The sequence below is a fragment of the Magnetococcus sp. PR-3 genome, assembly GCF_036689865.1.
GTDB lineage: Bacteria > Pseudomonadota > Magnetococcia > Magnetococcales > Magnetococcaceae > Magnetococcus.
The window spans coordinates 121,950-137,234 of the sequence record NZ_JBAHUQ010000005.1 but is presented as its reverse complement, the minus strand read 5'-3'; the positions used below and the strand labels follow the sequence as shown (position 1 = coordinate 137,234).

Below are 15,285 nucleotides of genomic sequence, written 5' to 3'. Positions count from 1 at the left end.
CGGCAAATTCAACCAACAGTGTTAGCATGAGCAGATGCCATGCATTTACTGGGAGTTTGAACTGTGCTGGACCATAAAAACATTACCCGTATCCATCTATTTCAAGGACTTTCAGCCCATGAAATTCCTCCTATTATACAAGCTGCCCGGCATTATCACGTCACAGAAGGCGAGGTTGTTATCTCTCCCGACCACCCCAATGAAGGCTTACATATCCTCCTAGAGGGACAGCTGAGTGTACAGCTAAGCCGTGAGACCCAGAGCTGGATTCGCCATATTATACCGGGTGAGTCTTGTGGGGAAATTTCCCTTATTCAAAAGACATACCCAACGGCGTATGTGGTTGCAACACAGTCCAGCACACTCCTGGAAATACCTGAGAATATTCTATGGGCTATTATTGAAAAACATGCCTTTATTGCCCGTAATCTGTTACGGACCGTGACCAAATGGCTGGTCCACAACACCCAAGATTTGGCCCAGCATAAAGCACAAAGCCAAACCGATGCTTTAACCGGTTTATACAATCGCCGCTGGCTTGATGAGATGCTTCCCCGCATGGTTGGCCGTCATCAGGCCTCTCAACAATCCCTATGTGTGGTTATGCTGGATGTGGATCATTTTAAAAAATTTAACGATCGCTATGGTCATGCCGCAGGGGATGTGGTCTTAACCGCCTTGGGTCAAACCTTGATCCACCATACACGCCCAAGCGATGCGGCCCTACGCTATGGGGGGGAGGAATTTACCGTCCTCATGCCTGAGACATCCCCCGATGAAGCGCTACAAGTGGCCGAGCGGCTGCGCTTATCTGTCGAACAACTGAACCTACATTTTGAACACACCTCTCTACCCACCGTCACCATCTCTATGGGTTTGGCACAGCTACAATCTGGACAAACTGGGGAACAACTTCTTCAAGTGGCCGATCAAAGGCTGTATACCGCCAAAGAACAGGGGCGCAATCGCATTAACATGGGTTGACCCCTCGACACGATGCTGGTGCATTCAAGATCAAGAGGTATGAATCTCAATCTTGAGGACAACCAGAGCTTACTCACGATTAGAGTAGAGGGATCATTGTGATGAATAGTGAATGGCTTTTCGAAAAATTAAAAACCTCAGAGATCTTTTCTGAACTATGTGATGATGAGCTTAAACAGATCGCAACGTTCTGCCAACTTATCCGAATAGACAAAGATCAAGCCCTGATTGATGCGCAAAAAAGTGAGGATAACCAAGCGCTGTATCTCTTAATTGAAGGGGCCACCAACGTCGGTGTTAACTTCTCTGAACAAGCAGAGTCCCACCGTTATCAACTGCACCCTATTGATACCAACCTCTATGGTGAACTGGCTTGGTTGCTAAAAAGTAAACGAACGGCCAATGTGACCTGCACACAGCAGAGTGTGGCGGTACGGCTGGATGGTGAGGCATTAACCCAATGGTGCCAGACCAACCCAGTCTCTGGCCTGGAGATCATGACCAAAGTGTCGGCCTTACTGGCCAAACGTGTGGAAAACCTGACTACACAGATGAAGTATAATGCGATGTTCGAAAACCATTAAGTGCTGCACCGCAAGAAGGTTCCTCTCATCCAGGAACCTTCTTTCTTTCCCCCATAGCTTACCCATCTCACCTTAAAGAAAAGATACAAATAATAGCATGACTGGGCGCACCGCTCTGTTTCCGATATGCTTTGATCATAGTCTACGCCTAAGTACGTTCTTTCGTACATATTGTCCGGTTTTTAACACAAAGGTGCGCCATGATGGCTCAACCAACCCCCCCTGCCATTGTATACGACACCCATTTTGTCGAAGCCCTGCATGAGCGGGAGATGATATCGGAAAACCGCATTAATCAGCTGCGCGCCAGTTATTTTATTATTTTTTGGGTGATGGACGCCTTTGCAGGTCTGCAAAATAATCTCTTTACCATGAGCATACTCATGGTCACCATCATGACCAGCCTGTTGATTGGCGCCTTTATCTACTTTGTGCATCGCCGTACCCGTGGGGGAAAATATCAGCCCTGGATCAAATACCTTACCATTAGCTTTGATTATCTTTTTCTGCTTGGTGGTATCCTCTCCGCACACCAAATGGAACAGTTTGCGCCCTTCCTGGATATTGGTTGGAGCATGATGTTTATCACCGTTTTTATCTGTTTTAATTTCTTAAGTGCGTTCCGGCATGGCCATGCGGTTATCATTTACAGCACGTTCTTAACCTTGATCGCCAATACCCTGGTCCTACACTGGGGGCAAGTTTCCGATCAACTGATCATCTATACCCTAATCATCAGCTTGGTCTCTGGCGCCTTAACCTACTTCCTCTCCCAAAACCTCAGCCAACTCTTCATCCAGTTCCGCCAACGGGAACGCCTGATGCGTTTTTTATCGCGGGATATTGTGGCGCAAATGGATGCTGGCACCCTTGATTTGGAGCTAGGAGGCGATAAACATCACGTCACCGTTTTGATCTCGGATCTCCGGGGGTTTACCACCTTCTCACAAAATCAGGATCCCGATTTTGTCGTCACCTTGCTCAATGAATATTTGACTGAAATGAGTCAGGCTATTTTTGCACAGGGCGGAACCATTGATAAATTCCTGGGGGATGGTATTTTGGCTGTTTTTGGTGCCCCTATGGATAATCCCCAACACAGTTCAGCCGCTTTACAGGCCGCCCAACAGATGCAAGAACGGCTACAGGCCCTTAATGAACGCTGGCAAGCTCAAGGTCACCCCGCCTTACAAATGGGGATTGGTTTACATTCTGGAGAGGTCATTGCTGGAAATATTGGCTCCGCCGAGCGAATGGAATATACGGTGATCGGTGATACGGTCAATTTGGCCTCACGCATTGAAAGCCTGACCAAAGACTATCCCTGCTCCATTCTATTGAGTGAACAGACCCAGGAACAGTTACCAAGCACCATGCGCACCCGCTTTATTGCTGAAACAGCCGTTCGTGGCCGAACAGGCTTAATCAAGCTCTACAGCGTTAGCCCCTAATCTACTTTTGTTTCATATAGATTGATGTATTGGTAGCACCCTGTTCAATTCGGTTCACATGAAGTCGACTACAGTGATCATCCGGATTCTGCTCTAACAGCTGTTTAAACCCGGTCAATGCTGTATCCACCTCTCCTGCCGTTAACGCTTCATAAGCTGTACGGTACTGTTTTAGATAATCCTGATTATACTGTTGAGGATCCACCACCTCTTCAATATCCACCAGTTTTTCTTTACCTTTCAATGCAATCGAACCTACAGATCGATAAAGACCGCTGTTTCCTTCGGTTTTCTGTAGAACCTCGCGGGAACTGCACACACGGGTACCAAAAATCTTATTGAGCCCCTCAATACGGGCAGCCACATTCACCGCATCGCCTAATGCTGCATATTTAAAACGTTGTTCTGAGCCAAAATTACCCACCAAAGCCTGACCTGTATGTAGACCAATACGTGTCGCACCAACCGGTATACCCTCCGCCTGCTGCTGTTCCTGAAAACTCCGGGTAAAAAGGGCAATTTCCTGGGAACAACGTACAGCCCGCTGCGCATGGTCTTTTTGTGCCACCGGGGCATTAAAGATTGCAAACACAGCATCACCAATCAGGTCCACCACCAACCCTCCATGGTTCATAACAATCGAGCAGACTCCATCAAAATAGGCGTTCATCACACGACCTAGTACCAACGGCTCACTCTGTTCAGATAATGTGGTAAAACCCTCCAGATCGGTAAACAGAAAGGTTAACTCTCTACGCTCGGCCGTTCGGGTTAGGCGGCTGGGGTCGTCAAGCAGCTGTTTGAGCAGATCAGGTGACAGATAACGGCTAAACGCTTGTTTTAGAAGATTTCTATCCCGCCTTTCCATCTTTCCTACCAAGCGATCTGTGGTCACCGTAGTCACCAACAAAACCAGAGCGGCGCCCACAAACGGTAAAAGCACCCCCCCTTGCTGAAAAAGCTCAACCACACCCCACCACATGCCCCCCATAACCAATAAAACCAAAGAGACTCTCGCCCACAGACGTGCCGAAAAACCCAACAACAGCCCGACGAGCAAAGCCCCACCAAAATGGATCAATACCGCCATACGATCCGCATGGGGGCTTTTATGATTGGCCAACAGGTGGGCCAACGCCTGAGCGTGAATCATCGCACTGGCATGGGGTTGGCCTTGATTAGAGAGAGATAGAGGCGTTTGATAGGAAGGGGTGTACGCGGACGCCACACCGATCAGAACAATTTTATCCTTAAACCAATGGTCAGGTAGGGATGTAACCAGGTGGGCAGGAATCTCATTAAACGCTGAAGTCTCGGCATCTGGGCCTCGCCGCCAACGAATAGCCTGTGCCTCATGATCGGTCTTCAATGACATACGTACCATCATCTGGTGGGCAAAGCTGGGGATATGCTTACCTTGCGGATCCTTGTATCCCCCTTGTAGATGACGCACACGTTTATCCACACCATTGGCTTGATGCTGTGCCAACCCCCGCATAGATGGTGGAATAAGCTTCTCCAAATAGGCCTGTTCGGCGGAAGATACCCCCTCTTTAGTGGTGGCATAGTGCACCACGGTTGGAACCTTCATATCCCGTATGGTCTGGTGGAGATGCCGATCTTTGTGGGCTTCACTCTCTTGATGAAACAGAACATCCAAACCAATGGCCCGCACCCCTTTGTTCTGTAGGGCTTGGAGTAAGTCAGCCACAAAGCTACGGTCCAACGGCCAGCGGTAAGGAAACTGTTTTAAGGTCTCCTCAGTGATCATCACCAAGGTAATTTGCTCATGCTGGGGTTGAAACGGGGTGTAGTGGGCAATGCGATGGTCGGAAGTATGGTTTTCCAATGCATGAAAAGAGGGCAGCAACCAGGCAAGCCCCATCACCACCGCAACCACCAAAAAAACCACGGCCAACAGTTGGAACAACCGTTTTTTAATCCATTCCCCAGAACCAGATCGCCACATACCAACCCCCCAACCTGCATGACACACATGGGTCACAAAAAAAGGCTACGCACAAGCGTAGCCTTTTTTATATCAACTTACCCCCAAAGAAGGGAGCAGGATTTACTCTTCATCAACATCATCGTCGTCACGGTGCACCCGCTCGAGCTGCTCTTCTTTGGTCTTGCAGTCAATACATAAGTCGGTAACAGGACGGGCTTGCAAGCGGCCAAGGCCAATCTCTACACCGCAACCATTGCAGTAGCCATACTCATCTTCCTCAATGGTACGGATGGTCCGCTCAATTTTACCGATCAGCTTACGCTCACGATCACGGGTGCGTAGCTCAAAGTTACGGTCTGTCTCCAGCGAGGCACGGTCGGTCGGATCCGCAAAAACCGCTTTTTCCTCATGCATACCGTGCACGGTCTTTTCCGCTTCTTCCATCAACTGCTCTTTCCAATCCAGCAGTTGTAGGCGGAAGTAAGCCCGTTGGAGCTCACACATGTACTCCTCATCAGTCTCCTCAGAAGGTTCATACCCCTCTGGAAGGATTACATCGGCCAGTTTGTCAGCTACGCCTTGTTCGCTCATTATCTTTCCTCCATCCCGAGTCTTATGTATGACTCGACCGAATCCATGCCTATGCATCCAGGGCCAAATTCGCAATCCTTTTTAGAATTCCAACACGTGTCAGAACTCATGCTAACGGCAAACTCTAGTGCATTTTACGCCAAAATGACAGGCACAAAGTGCACACCCCACACAATTCCCTTTATAGGACCAAAGGCGGCCGCGGGTGTGGTGAGAACAGCTTGCCAGGATTGAGAATTCCGTGGGGATCAAACAGCTTTTTAAGTTGCTGCTGCATCGCCAGATTCTCCGCATCCAACTCCCAACCCAGATAGTCCCGTTTTTGAAAACCGATGCCATGCTCACCTGACAGGGTACCATCCAATTTAACCACCAAGCTGAATACCCGATCCAGTGCCTCTGGCACACGATCCATCACCGCAGAATCTTCTGGGTCTACCAACAGATTAACATGAATGTTGCCATTACCGGCATGACCAAAATTCGCCATGGGCAGATCCACCTTGCGGGCGATCTGTTGTAACCCTTCAATCAAAGCAGGTAAGCGCGAAACCGGTACCGCGACATCTTCATTAATACGCTTTGGTGCCAGATTTTTTAAAAGGGGCGAGAGCGCATAGCGTGCGGCCCAAACCTCTTTGGCTTCATGGTCATTATTGGCTGTTACCAGCTCCAGAGGTGCAAATTTCTGTAGGATGGCCACCATCCGTTTAAGTTCCGCTTCAACACGCTCGGCATCGTCGGCAACTTCTAACAGCAGCAGGGCTGCCGCTTGTGTCGGAATATCCATCCCCGACTGACGTAACAGGCCAAGACATGCACCATCCATAAACTCCAAGGCCGTAGGTGGTACACCCGCAGCCATAATGGCACTCACCGCCTCTGACGCTGATTCTAAAGAGGAGTAGATAACCCGCAATGTACGTTGGACAGCAGGTTTTGGTGCAAGTTTCAGAATTGCTTGAGTAATCACCCCCAAGGTACCCTCAGAGCCAACCAATAGCCGGGTCATATCATAACCGGTCACGCTTTTGGAGCAACGAGAACCTGTGCGTAACAGTGTACCATCGGCCGTGACCACATTCAGTCCCATCACCCAATCGCGCACCACACCAAAACGTACGGCATTGGGGCCAGCGGAGCACATCGCCAAATTCCCCCCTATGGCACAACTTTTTGCCGAGGAGGGATTGGGTGGCCAGAACAGACCATGACTCACCAGTTCCCCTTGAAGGTCGTTATTAATGACCCCTGGCTCAACCACCGCCAGTCGGTCAGCCGCATGAACCTCAAGCACACGGTTCATGCGTTGTAGAGAGAGGATAATCCCCCCTTCAACGGCCAACGCCCCGCCCACGTTACCCGTTCCGGCGGTTCGTGGAATAACCGGAACACGGTGTTCGTGGCACAGGGCGAGGGTTGTTTGAACATCTTTGACGGTTTGGGCCAATACCACCCCATGAGGGCGCGCATACAAACCGGTATTATCCCAGGCATAGGACTCCAGATGCGCCGCATCGGTCAACACCTTCTGCCCACCCAACTGCCCCTGTAGGGTTGTCAGGGTTGTCTGGATAGAATCCGCAAAGGTGTGGCGTGAGGCCATCGGTCAATCCTTATGGTGTCTGTTTCATCTCTTCATCGGTTAAGGGCGTGGGTTTAAAGCTGTCTGTATCCACCTCAATGTAGGAGACAACCTCTTTGACCCCTTTAACCACACTGGCAATGCGCGCAGCTCGGTCCCGTTCATGAATCGAAGCGGCCAAACCGGTGAGATACACAATATTCTTGGTGGTATCTACATGGATATCCAAACCACGAACTTGCTCATCCCGTAGCAGCATCATTTTGACCTGGGTAGAGATCCAGGTATCCTCAGCCAGCTCCTGAGCCGAGGCATACTGCACTTTCAGTTCGGAGTGCACAGCCCGCACACCTCGGGTCGCTTTGGCAATGCGCACCGACTCCTGCAGCTCTTCTTCAGAAGCCGCGGTGCCTGTGAGCAATACCTTACCCCGAAAAACCGTAACGTTGATGTTACCCCAGCGTACTTTTTCGCTCTCGATATAGGCGGCACGAATTTTATTGGAGACCCAAAGGTCTTCAACCAGTGCAACCGTACTACGCCGCTCTACAGCCACGCCGGTGGCGACACTTCCCCCTAGAAAGGGTAAGCAGCCTGAGAGCAGGGTTGCCATCATCACGACCAACAATCCACGAACCATCCCGTTAACCATCTGATCCATCCTTAGATCCTGTTTGGAAACGCACGTTCCCCAGATCTTTCCCTGATCTAGGCTTTCATTACCATCCAAGCTGAAAAGCATCTGCAATAATCTCCGCCTGCCAGCGCTTATTCTGTTTTTTGACCAACACAGCATCAAAACGACATGGCGCATTCAACCATTGAGGGTGCCTCTGCTGCCAAGCTTCTGCCAACTGAGCAAGTTGCCGTTGCTTTTGCGCATCAATCGCCTCGGCTGGGGAGCCACTGACATCCCCTTGACGGGCTTTCACCTCACAAAACACCAGTACATCACCATCTAGCGCAATAATATCCAGCTCACCATAGCGGGTACGTGCGTTCTGCTTAAGTATCTTATACCCATTCTTTTTCAAAATCTTACAGGCGTAATCTTCCGCCTGTTTGCCAAAGGTTTTAGGGGTTAAGAAGTCCATATTTCCCCCTTACCCACAGCCATGGGACAGCCCACTAACAGCAAGAACTGTGCTAAACCGAAGAGCCAGAGCAGATTCATGAATGATCTTTCAACCGCAGCGCCATCTCATAGAGCTGCTTGCGGGGTAGCCCTGTGATCTCAGCCACCTTCTTACTGGCCATTTTGACCGGAAGCCCCTGCTCAAGAGCCTGTTTAAGCAAAGGCTCAGGATCTTTAACTTTCACTTCGCCCGGCGCAATCAAAACCACCATTTCCCCACGGGGATCATGGGTCTGAAAATAGCTCAACAGCTCTCCGGCACTCCCTCGATGAAAGGTCTCATGTATCTTTGTTAGCTCCCGCGCCACCACCATGGGGCGATCATGCCCCAGCACATCCACAACCCGCTCCAACAGTTTGACGATCCGTTTGGGGGATTCAAAAAGAATAACGGTACGCCGCTCCTCCTCAACAGAGGTCAGATAGCGCTTCATCTCCCCCTCTTTACGGGGGGCAAAGCCATCAAACAAAAAAGTATCGGTAGGCAGACCAGAGCCACTAAGGGCGGTGGTTACAGCGGTCGCACCAGGGAGGGGCACCACGCTGATTTCTGCTTCAATACAGGCACGCACCAGGGGCTCACCCGGATCACGGATACCCGGTGTGCCGGCATCCGAGACCAAAGAGATGGTCTGACCTTCTTGTAATTTCTGAATAATCGATGGAATTCGACTTTGCGTATTATGCTCATGAAAACTGGTCATGGGCACACCAATACCCAGGTGGGAAAGCAGCTTTCCGGTATGGCGGGTATCCTCTGCCAGGATCCGATCAGACTGCTTTAATAGGCGAATTGCCCGCAGAGTGATATCCTCCAGGTTGCCGATGGGGGTCGGAATAAGGTACAAAACACCTACTGTGGTGCGTTTATTGGTGTGTTCAGACCCTGTCACCGCGCGATCCCCGACCATGTGGAAACATCATGCCCAGTCGCCTATATCTGACGACCCATCGCCCTTTGGGGCGTACCTATACCACCCTGTTTTTGGCCTTGGTGCTCTTGGGTGGCTGTGCCACTGCACCTTTGGACCTCAAACAGAAACAGCCCCCCTCCCCCATTACCCATAAGGTAAAGGCGGAATCGGAAGCGCTGCAAAAAGCACCCTCAAAGGATTCTGCGCAGGCGAAACCGCCTAAACAGAAAACCAAAACGGTGATCAAGGATATGCTGCCCCTACCCGGCCAAGAGAACCTTGCCGTGAAGCAGGCTAGCGCTTTATCCAACACCACCATCCAGACCGATACTGAAGCCCTGGCCACGGGGAACAAACCAACCCCCAAGCCAAGTTCACACATCGCTTCGTTATCGGATATGGAACCCCTACCCGGTGAAGAGGTACAACCTTTAGGGGATAAAGAGCAAGATGGTAGCATGGCCCCCATACGGCTGGCTACGAACAAGCGCTATGGGCATAAGCGTCAAGGCAGCGCGCTATTAAGCAACAACCCCCACGAACGTTATGAAAATCCAGAACTCCCCGCTGAACTGATTCAGTGGCAGCGCTACCTTAACCACTATCTAACCCGTGGTGCGTTGCAGGATACCATGACCCTGGCTTATGCCTACCCAGCGGATACAGTAATCCAGGGGCAACAAGCTCACTTAACCTGGCGCATGATCCGGGGGCAGAGCCCAGAACGGTTGGAAGTTCTGCTCAAACAGCAACCCACCGACCGACCATTGATCACCCCTTACCTGGCTTTGGCGTTAGGGGATGCCCGCTGGAAGCAGGGGGACCAACAGGGTGCCCGCAAACTGTGGCAAATGGTCCTGGCCAAAAGCCGCTGGACCCCACTTACCCGTGAAGCACGCCACCGCCTGACCCCAGATCGCAACCCCACCATGCAGCTGGGTCTGCTACTCCCCCTTACCGGACAGTATGGTCATTTGGGTAATAATGCGCTCCAAGGGGTTCAACAAGCCCTGGCTGACTATCCAGACGTTCCCCTCTCCCTCTTTGTTGGGGATACCAAAGGGGATGAAATTATCACCGAGAAAGTGGTCCGTGGCTTGGTGGATCAGGGTGTCGAGTTGATGCTCGGCCCCATTTTTCATTATGAGGCCGCCACGGCAGCACGCACAGCGGTGACCTTGCAACGCCCCATTATTGTTCTAAACCCCCGTAAAAGTATTGCCAATATCGATCCTGCCAGCCGGCCTGGACAACAAAACCGTCTACGTTGGATCTATCTCAATGCCTTTGATCCTGAGCAACAGGCGCGGGATATGGCCCACTATGCGGTTAAAGTGGAAGGACGCCGTCGTATCGCCTTTTTGGCGCCAGACAGTGACTTTGGTAAACTGAGTGTGCTCGCCTTTAGAAATGAGGCCATTAAGCTTGGTGCCACCGTGCTGGAACCCTATTATTTTCCTGAAGATAGCCGCGATTTTTCACCCTGGCTAAAAAAGATGGTCCACGTAGATCGGGATATGGTGGCCAAACGTCTGAGACGGGCCAGCCGTTACCGCTCTCTTGACCCAGCCGATCCACCGGCAGCAACGGATAAGGATGAGGTGCAACCTTGGGCGGATTTTGATGCCATTTTTCTTCCAGTACCTGCGCACCAAGCACGCTTAATCGCCCCACAACTGGCCTTTTATAATGTGCGCACCCCCTCGGTCTCGCTACTGGGCATGCCCTTATGGAACAGCCCTGAGCTGATGGCAGAAGGGACCGATTATCTGAAAGGGGCGGTCTTTACTGATCTACCCGCAGACCGCAAATTAACCTTTGATAACAACTACCGACGCCACTGGCAACAGGATCCCTCCACCTTGGCCATGCTGGCTTATGACAGTGTTGTCACCGTAGCCCAATTGATGCGGGATATGCGGATGGAGAAGTTGAACCACCGGTACTGGCTGAGCCAACTTAGCCGTGGTGAAGGCTTTGCCGGTATCACAGGTCCACTCAGATACATGCCCGACGGCCGTTCGGTACGCAGCTATCCCTACTATGAAATTGGGGATGGTAAAATTATTCCTGTGGTCTTGGATGATGAGGAATAATACCGGTTAAACGGTTAGGGTTGAGCAGATGAGCAGGCCTGACGACAGAAAGCCTTAGGGATCGGTTTCTGACACCAACCAGGCAGAAGATGGACGCCTGTGACTGAGCCATCTATGCGCTTGAACGGAGCATCCTTATGAGCGCACATGCCCTCTATTTGACACGCTATTGAGCCACCCTAGCTTACCGTTAAGGTCGGAAATAACTAAGCAAAAGAGCACTCACCACAGTTTGCTCGTCACGCGGTTTTTTTAAGCTCTGCCACTGCCTGAAGGGATACGAATTTATCCCCCCTCCCATGGTTTACCCATCGATTGAAGCTGCGTGAGAAGCAGCACACCCCCAGACCATGTGCGCGCAAAGGAACGACCAAACCATGCCACCCTTACCCGTTATGATCTGTGGGCTTGTGATGATACTTGGCTTTCACAGCGCCCTAGCCTTGGCAGCCTGTAGCTCCCCGCCCCTAACACAACGTTTTGTGCGACAAGGGCCCTATATTAAGGATCTAACGAACGCTATCTTATGGCAGCGCTGCCCCATTGGCAGTCCATGGCACAGCCAGCAAGGGTGCCGGGGCCACGCCGAACACCATACGCTCCACCATGCCCACCAGCTTGCCCAACAAAAGGGAACAGGGTGGCGCTTACCCACCATTGATGAGCTGTTTAGCCTTGTCGATCCAAGCTGTGGGCAACCTGCTATTAACACGCAGATATTTCCACAAACAAGGGCGGGGGAAGAGGCCTTTTTTTGGAGCAATTCCCCAGTTGAGGAGATACCCGGGCTTGTCTACGCCATCCATTTCAAGCAGGGTGATGTGGATGGACATACCCCCGATTTTCCTTTGGCGGTACGTTTGGTCCGTGATATCCCCTAACCCTTATTTCGTCCACATCACAGCATCCTTTATAATCAGTAGGCACCACCATGAAACCACCGTATACATTGCACCCCTATGCCCCCACCCTAGCGGCCTACCAAATGTTGTTCCAAGCTGTAGGTTGGCCCGTGCTGGAACCATCCATTATGCAGCGGGCGATTGATGGATCCGTCTATTTTGTGCATGTCCAGGTACAGGGGCAGACCATTGCCTGTGGTCGTCTGGTGGGGGATGGTGCTCTATACAACTATCTACAAGATGTTATTGTGCACCCGGATTATCAGGGCATGGGGGTCGGTCAACAGATTGTTAAAACACTGCTATCATGGCTAAACACCCATACACCCAATCGGTTTATAGGTCTTATTGCTGCAGAGGGAAAAGCCGAGTTTTATAAACAGTTTGGCTTTTTATTACGTGATGCCCAATCCCCCGCCATGAGCCGCCGAGCAGATCACACTTAAAGGAGAGCCCATGGGACGCTTAGAGGGAAAAATAGCCCTGATCACCGGGTCGGCAAGAGGCATTGGCCAAGCCATCGCCCAACGCTTTGTGCAAGAAGGGGCTTATCTGATCGCTACGGACATCCAAGATAATCTTGGCCAACAGATGATACACCCTTTTGGTCGCCAAGCTGAATATCAGCACTTGGATGTCTCCCAAGAGGATCAGTGGCAACAGATCACCCCATCCATCCTGGCCCAGCATGGCCGGTTGGACATCCTGGTCAATAATGCTGGGATAACCGGTTTTTTAGAAACACCAGGACCCCATGATCCTGAAAATCTGGATATGCAAAGCTGGCATCACGTACAAGCCACCAACCTGGATGGTGTGGCCCTGGGTTGTAAATATGGCATTAAGATGATGAAGGGCACGCAGGCCGGTAGCCTGATCAACATATCTTCACGTTCCGGTTTGGTCGGTATTCCTGCAGCAGCGGCCTATGCTGCCAGCAAAGCCGCTGTACGTAACCACAGCAAATCAGTTGCGCTATACTGTGCCGAACAGCGCTACCCCATCCGCTGCAACTCCATACATCCAGGTGCTATCCTGACACCCATGTGGGATGCCATGCTTGGCCAGGGTGAACCGCGGCAAAGGGCGATCGAAGCCCTTGCCAAGGATATTCCCTTGGGGGTGATGGGCGAAGCCGATGATGTCGCCTATGCAGCACTCTATTTGGCTTCGGATGAGTCAAAATATGTGACGGGAATTGAGCTGAATATTGATGGTGGTATTCTGGCAGGTAGCCATGCCCGCCCCACAACCGATCATTCAAGCACTTGATCGGTCAGCAGAGAAGACTGACAAGCGGCATAACCTTCTTAACACCTTCATACAGATCTGTTTTAAAGGTTTTTCATCCGCATACCTTTAAGTTGAACATCGGTATTATTGGTATGAGAAAAAAGCCAGTCCAACAGAAAAAACTTCACATTAACCGTGGCGTAAATATCCTGCTTATCCAGCAGGTCTCGTTTAAAGGATTCAACCTTTTTGGCAAAATCCTCATGCTCACGTTTGTGGGCTTCAAAGCCAATATAGTTATTACTCTCCATTAACTGCTCTTCATACGCCAAATGTTCACGAATATAGCGGAAGAGAAAGTCAAAGTGGCTCTGAATTTCAGCCCATGTTTGATCATCCGGGCGCTGTTTGAGCAACTGTTCAACCAGCGCATGAAAATCCACAATATGATCGAGTAGTTGACGATGCTGGAGATCAATATTTCCAACACCAATAACAGGAAGCTTGGAACGCAGATAATCCCGAGCCTGCTCGGGTTCTTGGTCCATTGCCTGGGAATACTTACTGGCCATAATCCACCTCTCAAGAGTTGAGAGGACTATACCATAACCTGCAAAAGAAAGGGGAAATATGACCTATGCATCATGCCGATAAATACCCGCTCACCTCACGCTCATAAACGCTCTAATAACTCTCTTTTTTTATCTTGAAATTCCTGCTCTGTAATCAAACCACGCTCCATAAGCCCCCCCAGTTTTTCAATGGTTGCAAAAATGGTATCTGCATCCACCGCAGCCACAGGCTCGGTAACCGTGGGTGGTACTTCCGGTACCTGCCCGATCGTGGGATCAGGCTGAGGTTCTGGCATCTGCTCCATCGTGTCTTCTGGCTGAAGATCGGGGGTCGGCGCCATCTCGGCATAGGAGGGCCCCAAAGGATCATTTAATATGACATGGGGCAGTTCTGCCAGGGCTACCACACCAAATTGACTGGTTAATGTGATGCTTCCATCAAAAGATTGCTGCTGGCTAAAGCCACCAATCTGATGGTTTAACGTATCGTAAAGCGCCACCTGCCCCCCAGCATCCACCGCCAACCGCTTAAAATTGGGAAAATAAGCATAACGCATATTGTTTTGGCTACCCGAGGAGGCCGGCTGCCCCAAAGCCTGCGGCCACCAGTTGCTTTGACTGCTACCGGGCACAAACAAACTCACCCCGCCCTGGGGACCTGAGGCGGGTTGGGGGGTTGGCTCAAAGGGCTGATTGTAATAGAGGGTAGAGAGTTCTGCACACAGGTTATCCACCGTCATTTTCAGACCATGGTTGAACATATCACCCACCATGGTCATGCCGCCTTGCATCCACTGACCACCACCACCCAGTTCAGGAATATTAAACTGTGCCATGGAACCACCACCCATAGCGACGGCGTCGAGCATTTGCGCCACCGCATCACTGGATAGCGCATAGCGTTGGGCAATGGCATCCACCATCTGTTGGCCTTCGGGCGTTAAGCGTGCCATGGGGAGAAATCCTTACTTTGTGTCACATTTATTGGGGGTCATGAGCTGTACGGGGGTGCACACTCCTGCATTGTTACGGACATCATGACATGGATGGATTTAGATTGCTTGCTGATTCGCCTATTTCAAGCAATAAGGGGCCAGAGTTTTTTGCGTCTCCAGCAAAGCCAAGCTTAAGCATCCCTTTGATCAATAAGCATGCAACCACCCAAAAGATATGTAAAAAAGGTTGCTCAATCGCACAAAATGAGGTTTGTTATTAAACACAACACATATCAAAAATACCAGGCTTACCCCTTAACTTCATACGCTCTTTGACGAAACGAACGGGAAA

General features: G+C 50.8%; 15 protein-coding genes. 7 read left to right on the top strand and 8 right to left on the bottom strand.

Translation table 11 applies throughout. From position 1 onward, the window contains the following. The first annotated feature begins 63 nt into the window (after window positions 1-63). The 3 genes from V5T57_RS05510 to V5T57_RS05500 all read left to right on the top strand — a co-directional run bounded on the left by V5T57_RS05510 (window position 64) and on the right by V5T57_RS05500 (window position 3,019). A complete protein-coding gene (locus tag V5T57_RS05510) occupies window positions 64-984 on the top strand; it encodes a GGDEF domain-containing protein (protein WP_332890168.1) in 921 nt (306 codons plus the stop codon). A gap of 101 nt (window positions 985-1,085) precedes the next feature. Next, window positions 1,086-1,568, top strand: a complete 483-nt coding sequence (locus V5T57_RS05505; RefSeq protein ID WP_332890167.1) for a cyclic nucleotide-binding domain-containing protein — start codon at window positions 1,086-1,088, stop codon at window positions 1,566-1,568. A 203-nt stretch (window positions 1,569-1,771) separates the two neighbouring features. Next, on the top strand, window positions 1,772-3,019 hold the full coding sequence (locus V5T57_RS05500) for an adenylate/guanylate cyclase domain-containing protein (RefSeq protein ID WP_332890166.1): 1,248 nt from the start codon (window positions 1,772-1,774) through the stop codon (window positions 3,017-3,019). A gap of 1 nt (window position 3,020) precedes the next feature. Here V5T57_RS05500 and V5T57_RS05495 read toward each other — a convergent pair whose 3' ends face one another. From V5T57_RS05495 to rsmI, 6 genes are all read right to left on the bottom strand, one after another. Beyond that, window positions 3,021-4,988, bottom strand: a complete 1,968-nt coding sequence (locus V5T57_RS05495; RefSeq protein ID WP_332890165.1) for a CHASE2 domain-containing protein — start codon at window positions 4,986-4,988, stop codon at window positions 3,021-3,023. Window positions 4,989-5,090: 102 nt separating this feature from the next. Next, entirely contained in the window at window positions 5,091-5,561 is a 471-nt protein-coding gene (gene dksA / locus V5T57_RS05490; protein ID WP_332890164.1) for an RNA polymerase-binding protein DksA, read from the bottom strand. Between the two features lie 181 nt (window positions 5,562-5,742). Beyond that, window positions 5,743-7,167 (bottom strand): FAD-binding oxidoreductase, encoded by a 1,425-nt coding sequence (locus tag V5T57_RS05485; RefSeq protein ID WP_332890163.1) that lies wholly within the window; start codon window positions 7,165-7,167, stop codon window positions 5,743-5,745. A gap of 10 nt (window positions 7,168-7,177) precedes the next feature. Then, window positions 7,178-7,807 carry a BON domain-containing protein gene (locus V5T57_RS05480; protein WP_332890162.1) on the bottom strand — a complete coding sequence of 210 codons (630 nt, stop codon included), beginning with the start codon at window positions 7,805-7,807 and terminating at the stop codon, window positions 7,178-7,180. Window positions 7,808-7,865: 58 nt separating this feature from the next. Beyond that, a complete protein-coding gene (locus V5T57_RS05475) occupies window positions 7,866-8,240 on the bottom strand; it encodes a YraN family protein (RefSeq protein ID WP_332890161.1) in 375 nt (124 codons plus the stop codon). A 76-nt stretch (window positions 8,241-8,316) separates the two neighbouring features. After that, window positions 8,317-9,192, bottom strand: a complete 876-nt coding sequence (gene rsmI / locus V5T57_RS05470; protein ID WP_332890160.1) for a 16S rRNA (cytidine(1402)-2'-O)-methyltransferase — start codon at window positions 9,190-9,192, stop codon at window positions 8,317-8,319. Window positions 9,193-9,203: 11 nt separating this feature from the next. Between rsmI and V5T57_RS05465 the strand changes: the two genes are divergently transcribed. The 4 genes from V5T57_RS05465 (at window position 9,204) to V5T57_RS05450 (ending at window position 13,465) form a co-directional block, all read left to right on the top strand. Then, window positions 9,204-11,291: a penicillin-binding protein activator gene (locus tag V5T57_RS05465; protein WP_332890159.1), complete on the top strand. Its 2,088-nt coding sequence runs from the start codon at window positions 9,204-9,206 to the stop codon at window positions 11,289-11,291. Window positions 11,292-11,668: 377 nt separating this feature from the next. Then, complete coding sequence (locus tag V5T57_RS05460) at window positions 11,669-12,172, top strand: Lcl C-terminal domain-containing protein (protein ID WP_332890158.1); 504 nt, start codon at window positions 11,669-11,671, stop codon at window positions 12,170-12,172. 50 nt (window positions 12,173-12,222) lie between these two features. Continuing rightward, window positions 12,223-12,639 (top strand): GNAT family N-acetyltransferase, encoded by a 417-nt coding sequence (locus tag V5T57_RS05455; protein ID WP_332890157.1) that lies wholly within the window; start codon window positions 12,223-12,225, stop codon window positions 12,637-12,639. Between the two features lie 10 nt (window positions 12,640-12,649). Continuing rightward, window positions 12,650-13,465 (top strand): SDR family oxidoreductase, encoded by an 816-nt coding sequence (locus V5T57_RS05450; protein WP_332890156.1) that lies wholly within the window; start codon window positions 12,650-12,652, stop codon window positions 13,463-13,465. A gap of 62 nt (window positions 13,466-13,527) precedes the next feature. Here the strand turns inward: V5T57_RS05450 and V5T57_RS05445 are convergent, their stop codons facing one another. Then, window positions 13,528-13,998 carry a bacteriohemerythrin gene (locus tag V5T57_RS05445; protein ID WP_332890155.1) on the bottom strand — a complete coding sequence of 157 codons (471 nt, stop codon included), beginning with the start codon at window positions 13,996-13,998 and terminating at the stop codon, window positions 13,528-13,530. A gap of 101 nt (window positions 13,999-14,099) precedes the next feature. Then, window positions 14,100-14,951: an SHOCT domain-containing protein gene (locus tag V5T57_RS05440; RefSeq protein WP_332890154.1), complete on the bottom strand. Its 852-nt coding sequence runs from the start codon at window positions 14,949-14,951 to the stop codon at window positions 14,100-14,102. Window positions 14,952-15,285: the final 334 nt, after the last annotated feature.

Excerpts from the sequence above, each read along its gene's own strand:
- V5T57_RS05505 (WP_332890167.1), top strand. The coding sequence starts at position 1,086 with ATGAATAGTGAATGGCTTTTCGAAAAATTAAAAACCTCAGAGATCTTT.
- V5T57_RS05500 (WP_332890166.1), top strand. The coding sequence starts at position 1,772 with ATGGCTCAACCAACCCCCCCTGCCATTGTATACGACACCCATTTTGTC.
- V5T57_RS05495 (WP_332890165.1), bottom strand. The coding sequence starts at position 4,988 with ATGTGGCGATCTGGTTCTGGGGAATGGATTAAAAAACGGTTGTTCCAA.
- dksA (WP_332890164.1), bottom strand. The coding sequence starts at position 5,561 with ATGAGCGAACAAGGCGTAGCTGACAAACTGGCCGATGTAATCCTTCCA.
- V5T57_RS05485 (WP_332890163.1), bottom strand. The coding sequence starts at position 7,167 with ATGGCCTCACGCCACACCTTTGCGGATTCTATCCAGACAACCCTGACA.
- V5T57_RS05480 (WP_332890162.1), bottom strand. The coding sequence starts at position 7,807 with ATGGATCAGATGGTTAACGGGATGGTTCGTGGATTGTTGGTCGTGATG.
- V5T57_RS05475 (WP_332890161.1), bottom strand. The coding sequence starts at position 8,240 with ATGGACTTCTTAACCCCTAAAACCTTTGGCAAACAGGCGGAAGATTAC.
- rsmI (WP_332890160.1), bottom strand. The coding sequence starts at position 9,192 with ATGGTCGGGGATCGCGCGGTGACAGGGTCTGAACACACCAATAAACGC.
- V5T57_RS05465 (WP_332890159.1), top strand. The coding sequence starts at position 9,204 with ATGCCCAGTCGCCTATATCTGACGACCCATCGCCCTTTGGGGCGTACC.
- V5T57_RS05460 (WP_332890158.1), top strand. The coding sequence starts at position 11,669 with ATGCCACCCTTACCCGTTATGATCTGTGGGCTTGTGATGATACTTGGC.
- V5T57_RS05455 (WP_332890157.1), top strand. The coding sequence starts at position 12,223 with ATGAAACCACCGTATACATTGCACCCCTATGCCCCCACCCTAGCGGCC.
- V5T57_RS05450 (WP_332890156.1), top strand. The coding sequence starts at position 12,650 with ATGGGACGCTTAGAGGGAAAAATAGCCCTGATCACCGGGTCGGCAAGA.
- V5T57_RS05445 (WP_332890155.1), bottom strand. The coding sequence starts at position 13,998 with ATGGCCAGTAAGTATTCCCAGGCAATGGACCAAGAACCCGAGCAGGCT.
- V5T57_RS05440 (WP_332890154.1), bottom strand. The coding sequence starts at position 14,951 with ATGGCACGCTTAACGCCCGAAGGCCAACAGATGGTGGATGCCATTGCC.